Genomic DNA, 13,856 nt, shown 5'->3' with positions numbered 1-13,856 from the left:
CACCGCTCAGACGTTGAAGCCGAGTGCGCGGAGCTGCTCGCGGCCGTCGTCCGTGATCTTGTCCGGACCCCACGGCGGCATCCAGACCCAGTTGATCCGAAGTTCGCTGACGATGCCGTCCGTCGCCGACTTCGCCTGGTCCTCGATGACGTCCGTCAGCGGGCAGGCCGCCGAGGTCAGGGTCATGTCGAGGGTGGCGATGTTCGCGTCGTCGACGTGGATGCCGTAGATCAGGCCCAGGTTGACGACGTCGATGCCCAGCTCGGGGTCGACCACGTCGTAGAGGGCCTCGCGGACCTCTTCCTCGGTGGCCGGCTTGATCGACGCCTCGGGCGTCGCGTTCTCGGTCATGCCGTCTTCCTCTCCGCGTCGCCCAGAGCCTGGGCCGTCGCGTCCTTCCACGCCATCCAGCTCAGCAGAGCACACTTCACACGAGCCGGGTACTTGGAGACGCCGACGAACGCGACCGCGTCCTCCAGCACCTCCTCCATGGCCTCGTCGGGCTCGATCTTGCCCTTGGACTGCATCATCTCCAGGAAGACTGCCTGGATCTTCTGCGCCTCGGCCAGTTCCTTGCCCACGAGCAGCTCGTTCAGTACGGACGCGCTGGCCTGGCTGATGGAGCAGCCCTGGCCCTCGTAGGAGACGTCGGTCAGCGTCTCGCCGTCGTACTTCACGCGCAGCGTGATCTCGTCACCGCAGGTCGGGTTGACGTGGTGCACCTCGGCGTCGCCATCGCGCAGGCCACGCCCGTGCGGGTGCTTGTAGTGGTCCAGGATCAGTTCCTGGTACATCGAATCCAGCTTCACTGCGTCCTCGTCGCCTCGTCCGTCAGCCGAAGAAGTTCCGTACGTGCTCCAGCCCGTCGATCAGCGCGTCGACCTCGGCCGGAGAGGAGTACAGGTAGAAAGACGCTCGCGTCGTCGCAGGAATTCCGTAGCGCAGGCAGACGGGGCGCGCGCAGTGGTGTCCCACGCGGACCGCGATGCCCTGCTCGTCCAGTACCTGACCGACGTCGTGCGGGTGGATGTCACCCAGGACGAAGGAGATCGCGGCGCCGCGGTCCTCGGCCGTGGTGGGGCCGATGATCCGCAGGTCGGGCACCTCCGCGAGGCGCTTGATCGCGTACTCGGTGATCGCGTGCTCGTGTGCGGCGATCTTGTCCATGCCGATCGCGGTCAGGTAGTCCACGGCCGCGCCGAGGCCGACGGCCTGGGCGATCGGGGGCGTACCCGCCTCGAACTTGTGGGGCGCCGGGGCGTAGGTCGAGGCGTGCATCGACACCGTCTCGATCATCTCGCCGCCGCCGAGGAACGGAGGCAGGTCCTCCAGGAGCTCCTGGCGGCCCCAGAGGACGCCGATGCCGGTCGGGCCGCACATCTTGTGGCCGGTGAAGGCCACGAAGTCGGCGCCGAGCGCCTGCACGTCCAGCGGCATGTGCGGAGCGGCCTGGGAGGCGTCGATCAGCACGAGGGCGCCGACGTCCTGGGCGCGCCGGACGATCGCCTCGACCGGGTTGACCGTGCCCATGATGTTGGAGACCAGCGTGAAGGAGACGATCTTCGTCTTCTCCGTGATGACCTCTTCGATGTTGGACAGGTCGAGCCGGCCGTCGTCGGTGAGGCCGAACCACTTCAGCTTCGCGCCGGTGCGCTGCGAGAGCAGCTGCCACGGCACGATGTTGGAGTGGTGCTCCATCTCCGTGATGGCGATCTCGGTCTCGCGGTCGACCCGGTAGGGTTCGTCCGCCCAGCCGAGCATGTTCGCGACCAGGTTGAGCGACTCCGAGGCGTTCTTGGTGAAGATCACCTCGTCGCGGCTCGGCGCGTTGATGAAGGCGGCGACCTTGTCGCGAGCGCCCTCGTACAGCGCCGTGGCCTCCTCGGCGAGCACGTGCACGCCACGGTGGACGTTGGCGTTGTGCTGCTCGTAGTACTCGTTCAGCGCGTCGAGCACCTGGCGCGGCTTCTGCGAGGTCGCAGCGTTGTCCAGGTAAACGATCTTCTTCCCGTCGTGGACCACACGATCCAGCAGGGGGAAGTCCTTGCGGATCGCCTCGATGTCGAGGAGGCCAGGCAGCTGTGTCACGCGGTCGCGCCACCCTTCACGTACTTGTCGTAACCCTCGGCCTCCAGCTGGTCGGCGAGCTCGGCGCCACCGGACTCGGCGATACGGCCGTTCGCGAACACGTGCACGAAGTCAGGCTTGATGTAGCGCAGGATGCGCGTGTAGTGCGTGATCAGCAGGGTGCCGACCTCACCGGTCTCGCGGACGCGGTTGACGCCCTCGGAGACGATGCGCAGGGCGTCGACGTCGAGGCCGGAGTCGGTCTCGTCGAGGATCGCGATCTTCGGCTTGAGGAGCTCCAGCTGCAGGATCTCGTGGCGCTTCTTCTCACCGCCGGAGAAGCCCTCGTTGACGTTGCGCTCGGCGAAGGCCGGGTCCATGTGGAGCTGCTCCATCGCGGACTTGACCTCCTTCACCCAGGTACGCAGCTTCGGCGCCTCGCCGCGGATCGCGGTGGCCGAGGTGCGCAGGAAGTTGGAGACCGAGACACCGGGGACCTCGACCGGGTACTGCATCGCGAGGAAGACGCCGGCGCGGGCGCGCTCGTCGACGGACATCTCCAGGACGTCCTCGCCGTCGAGGGTCACGGTGCCACCGGTGATGGTGTACTTCGGGTGACCGGCGAGCGAGTACGCCAGGGTGGACTTGCCGGAGCCGTTCGGACCCATGATGGCGTGCGTCTCACCCTGCTTGACGGTGAGGTCGACGCCCTTGAGGATCTCGCGGGCGCCGTTCTCGGCCTCGACGGAGACGTGCAGGTCGTGGATTTCAAGCGTTGCCATGGATACCTCAGGACTCCTGGGTGAGAGAGACGAGCACGTCGTCCCCTTCGATCTTTACGGGGTATACGGGTACGGGGCGCGTCGCGGGCAGGCCCGAGGGCTTGCCGGTGCGCAGGTCGAACGCCGACCCGTGCAGCCAGCACTCGATCATGCAGTCTTCGACCTCGCCCTCCGAGAGCGAGACGTTCGCGTGCGAGCAGATGTCGTTGATCGCGAACACCTCCCCCTCGGTGGAGACGATGGACACCGGCGTGCCGTCGAGTTCCACCCGCTTCGGGGTGTCCTCCTCCAGCTCGCTGAGCGCGCAGGCCTTGACGTAATTCATCAGACGGAACCCTGGAGCTCGGTCTCGATCTTGGTGAGCAGACGCTCCTCGATGTCGTCGACACCGATCTGCTGAACGAGCTCCGCGAAGAAGCCGCGGACGACCAGGCGGCGGGCCTCGTCGGCCGGGATGCCACGGGCCTGCAGGTAGAAGAGCTGCTCGTCGTCGAAGCGGCCGGTCGCGGAGGCGTGGCCGGCGCCGACGATCTCGCCGGTCTCGATCTCCAGGTTCGGCACGGAGTCGACCCGCGCGCCGTCCGTGAGGACGAGGTTGCGGTTCATCTCGTAGGTGTCGGTGCCCTCGGCGGTCTTCTCGATGAGCACGTCACCGATCCAGACCGCGTGGGCGTCCTGGCCCTGGAGCGCGCCCTTGTAGACCACGTGCGACTTGCAGTGCGGGGCGTCGTGCGTGACCAGGAGGCGGTGCTCCTGGTGCTGGCCGGCGTCCGTGAAGTACAGGCCGAGGAGCTCCGCCTCGCCACCGGGGCCGGCGTAGCTGATCCGCGGGTGGATGCGGACGACGTCGCCGCCGAAGGTGACCACGATCGACTTGAAGGTCGCGTCGCGGCCGACCAGGGTGTTGTGCTGGGAGCAGTGGACGGCGGTGTCGTCCCAGTCCTGCACGGACACGACGGTGAGCTTGGCGCCGTCGCCGACCAGGAAGTCGACGTTGGCGGCGCGCACGCCGTCACCGGTGTGGTCGATGACGATGACGGCCTCGGCGAAGGCCTGCACGTCGAAGACGGTGTGGCCGAAGGTGGTGCCGCCCTCGCCGTGCAGCGTCACGCGCACCGGCTCGGTCAGGACCGTCTCCTTGGGCACGGTGACGACCGTGGCCTTGGCGAAGGCCGAGAACGCCTGGGCGGCGATCCGGTCCACCGGGGTGCCGGCCTTGCCGATGCGCGCGTCTCCGCGCTCCACCGACTCGACCGTGACGCCCTCGGGAGCGTCGATCTGGGCCTTCATGGTGCCGTTGGCGACCGCGGTGCCGTCGTGCAGGCCCTTGAGGCGGGCGAGCGGCGTGAAGCGCCACTCCTCCTCGCGGCCGTTCGGAACCGGGAAGTCCGCCACGTCGAAGGACGGGGGCGCACTCATCCGGGTGGCGACGGTGGACTCGGCGGCCACCGCGATCGCGCCGGCGGTGGTCGAACCCGCCGGAATGTTCTGAGCCTCAGCCATGGCTGTCGTCTTGCTCACTCTCTTTAAAGAACACTGCCTACGTCAAAGGATGTGCGGCGGGGATGCCGCCCGGCCGGCGGTCAGCCGACCGATCCCTCCATCTGCAGCTCGATCAGCCGGTTCAGCTCCAGTGCGTACTCCATGGGCAGCTCGCGCGCGATGGGCTCGACGAAGCCGCGCACGATCATGGCCATGGCCTCGAACTCCGTCATACCGCGGCTCATCAGGTAGAAGAGCTGGTCGTCGGAGACCTTGGAGACCGTGGCCTCGTGGCCCATGGAGACGTCGTCCTCGCGCACGTCCACGTAGGGGTACGTGTCCGAGCGGGAGATGGTGTCGACCAGGAGCGCGTCGCACAGCACGTTGGACTTCGAGCCGTGGGCGCCCTCGCCGATCTCGACCAGGCCTCGGTAGGAGGTACGGCCGCCGCCTCGGGCCACCGACTTGGAGACGATGTTCGAGGAGGTGTTCGGCGCCATGTGGACCATCTTGGAGCCGGCGTCCTGGTGCTGGCCCTCGCCCGCGAAGGCGATGGACAGGGTCTCGCCCTTGGCGTGCTCGCCCATCAGGTAGACGGCCGGGTACTTCATGGTGACCTTGGAACCGATGTTGCCGTCGATCCACTCCATGGTCGCGCCCTCGTACGCCACGGCGCGCTTGGTGACCAGGTTGTAGACGTTGTTCGACCAGTTCTGGATCGTCGTGTAGCGGCAGCGGCCGCCCTTCTTGACGATGATCTCGACCACGGCGCTGTGCAGCGAGTCCGAGGAGTAGATCGGGGCGGTGCAGCCCTCGACGTAGTGGACGTAGGCGTCCTCGTCGACGATGATCAGCGTCCGCTCGAACTGGCCCATGTTCTCCGTGTTGATACGGAAGTAGGCCTGGAGCGGGATGTCGACCTTCACGCCCTTGGGGACGTAGATGAAGGAGCCGCCGGACCACACCGCGGTGTTCAGCGACGCGAACTTGTTGTCGCCGACCGGGATGACCGTGCCGAAGTACTCCTGGAAGAGCTCCGGGTGCTCCTTGAGCGCGGTGTCCGTGTCGAGGAAGATGACGCCCTGCTCCTCCAGGTCCTCGCGGATCTGGTGGTAGACGACCTCGGACTCGTACTGGGCCGCGACACCGGCGACGAGGCGCTGCTTCTCCGCCTCCGGGATGCCGAGCTTGTCGTACGTGTTCTTGATGTCCTCGGGCAGGTCCTCCCACGAAGCGGCCTGCTTCTCGGTGGAACGCACGAAGTACTTGATGTTGTCGAAGTCGATGCCCGAGAGGTCGGAACCCCAGTTCGGCATGGGCTTCTTGTCGAACAGCTTCAGGCCCTTGAGGCGGAGCTTGAGCATCCACTCCGGCTCGGACTTCTTCGCCGAGATGTCACGGACGACATCCTCGGACAGACCCCGCTTGGCAGCGGCGCCGGCCGCGTCGGAGTCGGCCCAGCCGTATTCGTAGGTGCCCAGGCCATCGAGCTCAGGGTGAGCGATCTCCGTGGTCATGCGGGGTTCCTCCCGGCCGTACTTGCAGATACTGATGTGTCGGTCTGTGTGGTGCTCGCGCTACGCGGAATGAACGTCGTGCACACTCCGTCGCCGTGGGCGATCGTGGCGAGGCGCTGCACATGGGTCCCGAGCAGGCGGGAGAAGACCTCGGTCTCCGCCTCGCAGAGCTGCGGGAACTGCTCGGCGACGTGGGCGACCGGGCAGTGGTGCTGGCAGAGCTGTTCACCGCTGTGCGGACCGGGAGCGCTCTTCGCCGTAGCAGCGTACCCGTCGACGGTCAACGCCTTGGCAAGGGCCTCCGCGCGCTCCTGCGGGGCGGCGGCCTCGACGGCCTCCTTGTAGGCCCGCGCCTGCGCCTCCATCCGCGACCTGGCGAAGGCGGCGACGGCCACCTCGCCCTTCTCCCCGCCGCCGACCGACTGCGCGATCCAGCGCAGGGCGTCCGCGGCGAGCGTGTCGTAGGACTGGTCGAAGGCGTCGCGGCCGCAGTCGGTGAGCGCGAAGACCTTGGCGGGCCGACCCCGGGTGCGCGCACCGTACACACGCTGCTCACGGGGTTCGACCACGTCGTCGGTGACGAGCGTGTCGAGGTGGCGGCGGACGGCGGCCTGGGTGAGGCCGAGGCGCTGGGCGAGGTCGGCGACGGTGGACGGCCCGTGGTCCAGGATGGAGCGCGCCACGCGGTTGCGGGTTGACCGCTCCCCGGTGCCGAGCTCCCCCTGAGGGGTGTCGATCTGCCGTTCGCCGTATTTCACAACGCCATTGTTGCGTAATTAACCGGGCGGCGACAAGCCGTGACGGACGCCACCCCTGGTGGCCTCCATCACTAAGGGTTACCTTATTTATCGACGGAGAGTTATCCGGAGGGGAAAGTTCCGCTACCTTTCCCGACGCCCCCGATGAGCCCGCACATCGCTCCCACCAGCACATCTGCGCCCGCAGCGGTTTCCGGGCAGCGGGAAGGCCGACTGCCGGAAAAGATCACTGAAACATGCCGGCACTTACAGGACCGACCGACTGAAAAGAGCCGCATCTCGCGACGCGGCGTCCGATTCTCCGGGGCGGAACCGGAGCCGGAGAGGCCATGACCCCGGCGCCCACGCCCCCTCCCCGGGCTCCGTAGACTCACCCCTCATGAGCAACGACCCCGCCGTGGAGATCCGCGGACTGGTGAAGCGGTACGGCACCAGAACCGCCGTGAACGGCCTGGACCTCACCGTCCGGAGCGGTTCCGTCACCGCGGTCCTCGGTCCCAACGGCGCGGGTAAGACGACCACGGTGGAGACCTGCGAGGGCTACCGCCGCCCCGACGCCGGCACCGTCCGCGTCCTCGGCGTCGACCCGGTCGCCCGGGCCGAGGCCCTGCGCCCCCGGATCGGCGTGATGCTGCAGTCCGGAGGCGTCTACTCCGGAGCCCGCGCCGTCGAGATGCTCCGCCACATGGCCAAGCTGTACGCCGACCCGCTCGACGTCGGCACCCTGGTGGAACGCCTCGGGCTCGGCGGCTGCGGCCGCACCCCCTACCGCCGGCTCTCCGGCGGTCAGCAGCAGCGCCTGGCCCTGGCCATGGCCGTGGTGGGCCGCCCCGAGCTGGTCTTCCTCGACGAGCCCACCGCCGGCCTGGACCCCCAGGCCCGCCGCGCGACCTGGGACCTCGTACGGGAGCTGCGCACCGACGGGGTCACCGTCGTCCTCACCACCCACCACATGGACGAGGCCGAGCAGCTCGCCGACGAGGTCGCCATCGTGGACGCGGGCCGGGTGGTCGTCCACGGCAGCCCCGAGCAGCTGTGCCGGGGCGGCGCCGAGAACACCCTGCGCTTCACCGGCCGGCCCTCCCTCGACCTCGCCTCCCTGCTGAAGGCGCTGCCCGACGGCACCGAGGCGGCCGAGCTCACCCCGGGCGCCTACCGGGTCACGGGCGACGTCCACCCGCAGCTGCTGGCCACCGTCGCCTCCTGGTGCGCGCAGCACGGCGTGATGCCGAGCAGCCTCACGGTGGAGCGGCACACCCTCGAAGACGTCTTCCTGGAACTGACCGGTAAGGAGCTGCGCGCATGAGCGCCGGTACGTTCACCCCCCGCCCGGGGGCAGCGCCCGTGTCCCGCATGATCCTCGCCCAGACGGCGCTGGAGACCCGGATGCTGCTGCGCAACGGCGAGCAGCTGCTGCTGACCGTGATCATCCCGGCGCTGCTGCTGACCCTGTTCTCCGCGGTCGACATCGTGACCGTGCCCGTTCGAGAGGGGGGCAGCGGGAAGTCCGTCGACTTCCTCGCGCCGGGGGTCCTCGCCCTCGCCGTGATGTCCACCGCCTTCACCGGCCAGGCCATCGCCACCGGCTTCGACCGCCGCTACGGGGTCCTCAAGCGGCTGGGGGCCTCCCCGCTGCCGCGCTGGGCCCTGATGGCCGCCAAGACCTTGTCGGTGCTGGTCACCGAGGTGCTGCAGATCGCCCTGCTGACGGTGATCGCCCTCGCGCTGGGCTGGTCCCCGCAGGGCGACCCGCTGTCGGTGGCCGCACTGATCCTGCTGGGCACCGCCGCCTTCTCCGGCCTCGGGCTGCTGATGGCCGGCACCCTCAAGGCCGAGATGACCCTGGCCGCCGCCAACCTGGTCTTCCTGCTGCTGCTGGTCGGCGGCGGGGTGATCGTGCCGCTGGAGAAGTTCCCGGACGCCGTGCGGTCGGTACTGGGGCTGCTGCCCATCTCGGCCCTGTCCGACGGGCTGCGCGAGGTGCTCCAGCACGGGGCCTCGCTCCCGTGGGGCGACGCGGCCGTGCTGGCGGGCTGGGCCGTAGTCGGTCTGGGCGCCGCCGCGCGGCTCTTCCGCTGGGAATGAAATCCCTCCCCTCCTGGCGGCGATGCGGCGAGGATGGGCCCCTCACACATGAAGCCGGGGGGCGGACATGGTGCAGCGGGACGCCGTTCTACGGCTGGACGACCAATGGGCGCGGGTGCGGTCGGGGGCGGACCACTCGGAGCCGGCGGAGCGCGCTCGGCTCCTCGACGAGCTGATCGGCGCCCTGCGCCCGTTCACGGACGACCCGCGGTGCACCGCGCTCCTCGGGCTGCGCCTGGCCGACCGGGCGGCCCTGCGGTTCGCCGCGGGGGACCGCGCCGGCGCCCTCGCCACGATCGAGGAGGGGTTGCACAGCTCCGAGCGGGCGGCCGGGCACTCCCCCGAGTTCGCCCGCTGGTACGCCCGCGGTCTGATCAACCACGGGGTCTGGCTGTCCTGGCCGCTCAGCGACGGGGCCCGGCTGCCGAAGCACCCGTTGGGCCCGGCCGCCGGCGCGGGGCCGAGCGCCATGGAGCGGGCGGCCGGTGAGCGCGCCCGCGATCTGACCCGTACCGCGGTGGAGGTCTGGGCGGGACTGGACCAGCGGGATCCGGTCAACCGGCGGGGCCTGGCCCAGGCCAAGGTGTTCCTCGGGGACCGCCTCGCCGAGCTGGGGTTCGCCGAGGAGGCCGTGGCCTGGGCCGTCGCCGCCGAGTCCGACTTCCGGCAGCTGCTGCTCGCGGATCCGGCCGCGGAGGAGTCGGCGGAGGCCGAGGAGGCCCTCGACCACATCGGCCGCCAGCTGGACCTGCGGCTGCGCTTCCTGACCTTCGGCTCGCTGGTCAGCCTGCGCACGCAGGGGCTGCTGCCCGAACGGCTGCTGCCCCAAGCCGTGGTGGCCGCCCGTATCCAGGGGGTGGCGGAGCCGGGGATCGCGGCCGGACTGGGTCTCGACGCCGAACAGGTACGCACGATGCTGGAGGTCACCCCCTGGCTGGCGGTGTGGCGCTTCGAGGTGCGCGGACCTGACGGACTGTGGAACGTACTGGAACATCCCTGGCACAGCACGACAGAAGTAAGGAACCGGACGGCAGAGGATGTAGCGGGCGAACTGCTGCGCGGGTTCGTCGACTCGGCGGACTACCCGGGCGAGGGCGCCCATTGGCGCATCCTCCTGTGGTGGCACGAGGAGGGCGACCCCGCCGGCGCGAGGTACCGGCTGGTCATCGGGCCGGACGCACCCCTCGCCACCCCCTCGTGAAACTTTGCACAAGTGGTCGCCTACGATATGGGGCGTGTCGAACCCCCTCGCCCACATCGCCAGCCGCTGGACCCCGTCACCCCGGACCGTCCAGCGGGCCGCACTCGCCGCGCTCGTCATGAGCGTGATCATCGTCGTCACCGGCGGCGCGGTACGGCTGACCGGATCCGGCCTCGGCTGCGACACCTGGCCCAAGTGCACCGACGACAGCCTGATCGTGACGCAGGAGCAGGGCTTCCACGGCGCCATCGAATTCGGCAACCGCATGCTGACCTACGTGCTCAGCGCGGCCGTCGGCTGGGCCATCATCGCCGCCCGCTCGGCCAAGCCCTGGCGGCACTCCCTGACGAAGCTCGGCTGGGTCCAGTTCGCGATCGTGATGGCCAACGCCGTCCTCGGCGGGATCACCGTCCTCACCGGACTCAACCCGTACAGCGTGGCCGGGCACTTCCTCCTCGCCACCGCCCTGATCACCGTGACGACGGTCACCTGGCAGCGCACCCGCGAGGGCGACGGCGCCCCCCGACCGCGCGTGCCCGGCCCGGTGCGCAAGCTGTCGTGGGCGCTGCTCGCGACCACCCTCGTCCTGATCGCGGCGGGCACCGCCGTGACCGGTTCCGGTCCGCACGCCGGCGACAGCAGCGAGATCGAGCGGATGCCCTTCGACTGGGACACCACCGCCCACGTGCACGCCGTCGCCGCCTGGGTGGTGTGCGCCCTCGGCATCGCGATGTGGCTGGTCCTGCGCGTCGTGGACGCTCCCGCGGACACCCGGGCCCGCGCCCGCGACCTGCTGATCGTGCTGCTCGCCCAGGGTGCGATCGGCTACGTGCAGTACGCCACCCAGGTCCCCGAGGCCCTGGTCGCCGCCCACATGCTCGGCTCCTGCCTGGTGTGGATCGCCGTGGTCCGGATCGCACTGAGCCTGCGCGAGCGGCCGTCCGAGCAGGCGGAGATCCCGGCCCAGAGCGACCCGCAGCTCTCCGCCGCCTAGTGCTGTGACCGGAAAGGTTCACCGGGTCGCGACGCCCGGCACGGCACCTCGCCGCGTTGTCGGACCGCGCAAGTACGTCCAGTACGAGCCGCGGCCCTCCGCCTTGCGATGCACCACACCGGACGCCGCAACCCGGCAAACCCTCCCGGCCACAGCACTAGGCAGTCTCTTTTCGGATACTGCCGGGCCCGCGACGCCCGGCACGATCCGAAAGAGACGGACTGGCGGCCTGGCACAATGAGCCGCAGGCCTATACGAGGAGGAACCGGTGGCGACTGCGCCTGGCGAGATGAATACCGCGCCAGTACGAGGACGATCCACCCGGCAGCGCGCCGCGGTCGCGGCGGCGCTGGACGAGGTGGACGAGTTCCGCAGTGCCCAGGAGCTCCACGACATGCTCAAGCACCGTGGCGACTCCGTGGGCCTGACCACCGTCTACCGCACCCTGCAGTCCCTCGCGGACGCCGGCGAGGTCGACGTGCTGCGCACCGGCGACGGCGAGTCCGTCTACCGTCGCTGCTCCACCGGTGACCACCACCATCACCTGGTCTGCCGCAAGTGCGGCAAGGCCGTCGAGGTGGAGGGCCCGGCCGTGGAGAAGTGGGCGGAGTCCATCGCGGCCGAGCACGGCTACGTGAACGTGGCCCACACCGTGGAGATCTTCGGCACCTGCGCGGACTGCGCGGCGACCGCCCAGCCGTAAGGGAGCCGTCCCCGGGGTGCCGGCCGCAGGCCGCCCCCGGTCACAGGCCGCCCCCGGTCACATCACTGGATCCGCTCCAGCTTCCCGTCCAGGAGCGCACGCAGCACGTCCTGCTCCCCGGGGTCCGCGAGGCCCCGCTTGGGGAGCAGCGCCCCGCCGACGACCCGCTTGTCGCCGGTGAAGACCATGAAGGTCGCGGGGGTCTCCACGTAGCCCGCCAGCGCGCTCCAGCACAGGTGGGTGGATCCCTGCGCGGAGTCGACGGTGACGCCCTCGCCGTCGACGACCGTCCGGCACTCCCCCGCCGCCGCCAGCAGCCGGCGGGTCGACAGGGCCATGAACCGGTGGCCGAACAGCACGAACGCCCAGCCGAAGAGGCCCACCGCCGTCATCGCCGCGGCGGACCCGCCCGGGCCGCCGTCCTGCGCGACGAGCACCGCGGCGTACCCGGGTCCCACCAGACCGACGAGGAAGAACGGCAGACGCTGGCCGCGGCCCGCCTTCGACCGGCCGCGGGCCCGCAGGCCCTCCGCCATGTCGGCGACGGTCGGCGTGTAGCGGAGCTCGACCGCATGCCCTCCCGACGCCGGCTCGTGTATCCGGTACAGCCGGTCCCCGCCCATGTCGTCCATGGGCGGGGATCCTAGCGGCGTATCAGGCCGAGCCCTCGGGCTGGTTCGGGACGGCGCCGCCGAAGCGGCGGTCGCGCTGGGCGTACTCCAGGCAGGCCGCCCAGAGGTTGCGGCGGTCGAAGTCCGGCCACAGCACGTCCTGGAAGACCATCTCGGCGTACGCGCTCTGCCAGAGCAGGTAGTTGGAGGTGCGCTGCTCGCCGCTCGGGCGCAGGAAGAGGTCCACGTCCGGCATGTCCGGGTAGTACATGTACTTCGCGAGGGTCTTCTCGTTGACCTTCGAGGGGTCCAGCCGGCCCGCCGCGACATCGCGGGCGATGGCCTGCGCCGCGTCCGCGATCTCCGCGCGGCCGCCGTAGTTGACGCAGAAGTACAGGGTCATGGCGTCGTTGTCGACGGTCTGCTCCTGCGCGACCTGCAGCTCCTGGACGACCGACTTCCACATCTTCGGCATACGACCGACCCAGCGGATGCGGATGCCCAGCTCGTTCATCTCGTCACGGCGGCGCCGGATGACATCGCGGTTGAAGTTCATCAGGAAGCGGACCTCGTCGGGCGAGCGCTTCCAGTTCTCCGTCGAGAAGGCGTAGAGGGAGAGGTTCTTGACGCCCATCTCCAGGCAGCCCTTGAGCACGTCGAGCACGACGCCCTCGCCGACCTTGTGGCCCTCGGTACGCGGCAGGCCGCGCTCCTTGGCCCAGCGGCCGTTGCCGTCCATGACGACCGCGACGTGATTCGGGACCAGCTCGCCGGGGATCTTCGGCGGGCGCTCACCGGACGGGTGCGGCTCGGGAACCTTGTACTCGCGGCGAGAGCGCCCCAGAATCCCGCGTCGTGCCATGTGTCCAGCTCCTATTTCTCGACGTATCGCAGGGAGCGTAGCCCGCGCTCCAGATGCCAGTGCAAATAGGCGGAGACCAGCCCGCTGCCCTCCCGCACGTGACGCGCCTCGCACGCGTCGGCATGCCCCCAGTCGCCCGTCAGCAGGGCGCTGAGCAGGGCGATGGCCTCAGACGAGGGTACGACGCTGCCGGGCACCCGGCAGTCCCCGCATATGACCCCGCCGGCGGCGACGGAGAAGTGCCGGTTGGGCCCGTGGATGCCGCACTTCGCGCAGTCCCCGAAGCTGGGCGCGTAGCCGTTGACGGCGAGGGAGCGCAGCAGGAAGGCGTCGAGGATGAGGTGGGGCTCGTGCTCGCCGCGCGAGAGGGTGCGCAGGGCGCCGACGAGCAGCAGGTACTGCTGCACGGCGGGCTCGCCCTCGTTCTCGGTGAACCGCTCGGCGGTCTCCAGCATGGCGGTGCCGGCGGTGTAGCGGGCGTAGTCGATGACGATGCCGTTGCCGTACGGGGCGATGATCTCGGTCTGGGTGCAGAGCGGCAGGCTGCGGCCGATCAGTTCGCTGCCGCGGGAGAAGAACTGCACGTCGGCGTGGGAGAAAGGTTCCAGCCGGGCACCGAACTTGGACTTCGTACGCCGGACCCCGCGGGCGACGGCCCGCACCCGGCCGTGGCCGCGGGTCAGCAGCGTGATGATGCGGTCCGCCTCACCCAGCTTCTGGGTGCGCAGCACGATGCCGTCGTCGCGGAACAGACTCATGCGCCCATTGTCCCGTACGGGTATACTACAGGAGTG

The 13,856-nt window shown here is 69.7% G+C and carries 16 protein-coding genes; 5 read left to right on the top strand and 11 right to left on the bottom strand.

Going from position 1 to position 13,856, the window contains the following annotated elements; all coding sequences use genetic code 11:
* Positions 1–6: 6 nt before the first annotated feature.
* The 8 genes from ACWGIU_RS12500 to ACWGIU_RS12465 form a co-directional block, all read right to left on the bottom strand.
* Positions 7–351: a metal-sulfur cluster assembly factor gene (locus tag ACWGIU_RS12500; RefSeq protein WP_073913993.1), complete on the bottom strand. Its 345-nt coding sequence runs from the start codon at positions 349–351 to the stop codon at positions 7–9.
* A complete protein-coding gene (gene sufU, locus ACWGIU_RS12495; RefSeq protein WP_030027090.1) occupies positions 348–809 on the bottom strand; it encodes a Fe-S cluster assembly sulfur transfer protein SufU in 462 nt (153 codons plus the stop codon). Before sufU ends, ACWGIU_RS12500 begins: the two co-directional genes overlap by 4 nt.
* Before the next feature lie 22 nt (positions 810–831).
* Positions 832–2,088 carry a cysteine desulfurase gene (locus tag ACWGIU_RS12490; RefSeq protein ID WP_030009137.1) on the bottom strand — a complete coding sequence of 419 codons (1,257 nt, stop codon included), beginning with the start codon at positions 2,086–2,088 and terminating at the stop codon, positions 832–834.
* Positions 2,085–2,849 carry a Fe-S cluster assembly ATPase SufC gene (sufC, locus tag ACWGIU_RS12485; protein ID WP_351291360.1) on the bottom strand — a complete coding sequence of 255 codons (765 nt, stop codon included), beginning with the start codon at positions 2,847–2,849 and terminating at the stop codon, positions 2,085–2,087. The genes ACWGIU_RS12490 and sufC overlap by 4 nt, the downstream gene beginning before the upstream one ends.
* A gap of 7 nt (positions 2,850–2,856) precedes the next feature.
* Entirely contained in the window at positions 2,857–3,174 is a 318-nt protein-coding gene (locus ACWGIU_RS12480; RefSeq protein ID WP_030388907.1) for a bifunctional 3-phenylpropionate/cinnamic acid dioxygenase ferredoxin subunit, read from the bottom strand.
* The gene (gene sufD / locus ACWGIU_RS12475) at positions 3,174–4,352 is read right to left on the bottom strand and encodes a Fe-S cluster assembly protein SufD (protein ID WP_453705006.1); all 1,179 of its coding nucleotides are present in this window, start codon (positions 4,350–4,352) and stop codon (positions 3,174–3,176) included. The genes ACWGIU_RS12480 and sufD overlap by 1 nt, the downstream gene beginning before the upstream one ends.
* Positions 4,353–4,432: 80 nt before the next feature.
* The gene (sufB, locus tag ACWGIU_RS12470; RefSeq protein WP_030762516.1) at positions 4,433–5,848 is read right to left on the bottom strand and encodes a Fe-S cluster assembly protein SufB; all 1,416 of its coding nucleotides are present in this window, start codon (positions 5,846–5,848) and stop codon (positions 4,433–4,435) included.
* Positions 5,845–6,606, bottom strand: coding sequence for a helix-turn-helix transcriptional regulator (locus ACWGIU_RS12465; RefSeq protein ID WP_453705004.1), 762 nt, complete (start codon positions 6,604–6,606; stop codon positions 5,845–5,847). Before ACWGIU_RS12465 ends, sufB begins: the two co-directional genes overlap by 4 nt.
* Positions 6,607–6,985: 379 nt before the next feature.
* Between ACWGIU_RS12465 and ACWGIU_RS12460 the strand changes: the two genes are divergently transcribed.
* The 5 genes from ACWGIU_RS12460 to ACWGIU_RS12440 all read left to right on the top strand — a co-directional run bounded on the left by ACWGIU_RS12460 (position 6,986) and on the right by ACWGIU_RS12440 (position 11,589).
* Positions 6,986–7,912: an ABC transporter ATP-binding protein gene (locus tag ACWGIU_RS12460; protein WP_453705002.1), complete on the top strand. Its 927-nt coding sequence runs from the start codon at positions 6,986–6,988 to the stop codon at positions 7,910–7,912.
* The gene (locus ACWGIU_RS12455) at positions 7,909–8,691 is read left to right on the top strand and encodes an ABC transporter permease (RefSeq protein WP_453705000.1); all 783 of its coding nucleotides are present in this window, start codon (positions 7,909–7,911) and stop codon (positions 8,689–8,691) included. The genes ACWGIU_RS12460 and ACWGIU_RS12455 overlap by 4 nt, the downstream gene beginning before the upstream one ends.
* Positions 8,692–8,758: 67 nt before the next feature.
* On the top strand, positions 8,759–9,892 hold the full coding sequence (locus ACWGIU_RS12450; protein ID WP_453704998.1) for a hypothetical protein: 1,134 nt from the start codon (positions 8,759–8,761) through the stop codon (positions 9,890–9,892).
* Between the two features lie 25 nt (positions 9,893–9,917).
* Entirely contained in the window at positions 9,918–10,886 is a 969-nt protein-coding gene (locus ACWGIU_RS12445; RefSeq protein WP_453705009.1) for a COX15/CtaA family protein, read from the top strand.
* A gap of 268 nt (positions 10,887–11,154) precedes the next feature.
* The gene (locus ACWGIU_RS12440; protein ID WP_453704996.1) at positions 11,155–11,589 is read left to right on the top strand and encodes a Fur family transcriptional regulator; all 435 of its coding nucleotides are present in this window, start codon (positions 11,155–11,157) and stop codon (positions 11,587–11,589) included.
* 62 nt (positions 11,590–11,651) lie between these two features.
* Here the strand turns inward: ACWGIU_RS12440 and ACWGIU_RS12435 are convergent, their stop codons facing one another.
* From ACWGIU_RS12435 to recO, 3 genes are read right to left on the bottom strand one after another with little or no spacing between them, the layout of a single operon-like run.
* Positions 11,652–12,221, bottom strand: coding sequence for a YcxB family protein (locus ACWGIU_RS12435; RefSeq protein ID WP_453704994.1), 570 nt, complete (start codon positions 12,219–12,221; stop codon positions 11,652–11,654).
* Positions 12,222–12,243: 22 nt separating this feature from the next.
* Complete coding sequence (locus ACWGIU_RS12430; protein WP_453704993.1) at positions 12,244–13,062, bottom strand: isoprenyl transferase; 819 nt, start codon at positions 13,060–13,062, stop codon at positions 12,244–12,246.
* Between the two features lie 11 nt (positions 13,063–13,073).
* A complete protein-coding gene (gene recO, locus ACWGIU_RS12425; protein WP_453704991.1) occupies positions 13,074–13,820 on the bottom strand; it encodes a DNA repair protein RecO in 747 nt (248 codons plus the stop codon).
* Between the last annotated feature and the right edge of the window lie 36 nt (positions 13,821–13,856).

Source organism: Streptomyces sp. NPDC054840 (assembly GCF_053611065.1).
Note: the sequence above shows the minus strand (reverse complement) of the source record. Positions and strands in the feature narration are given on the sequence as shown.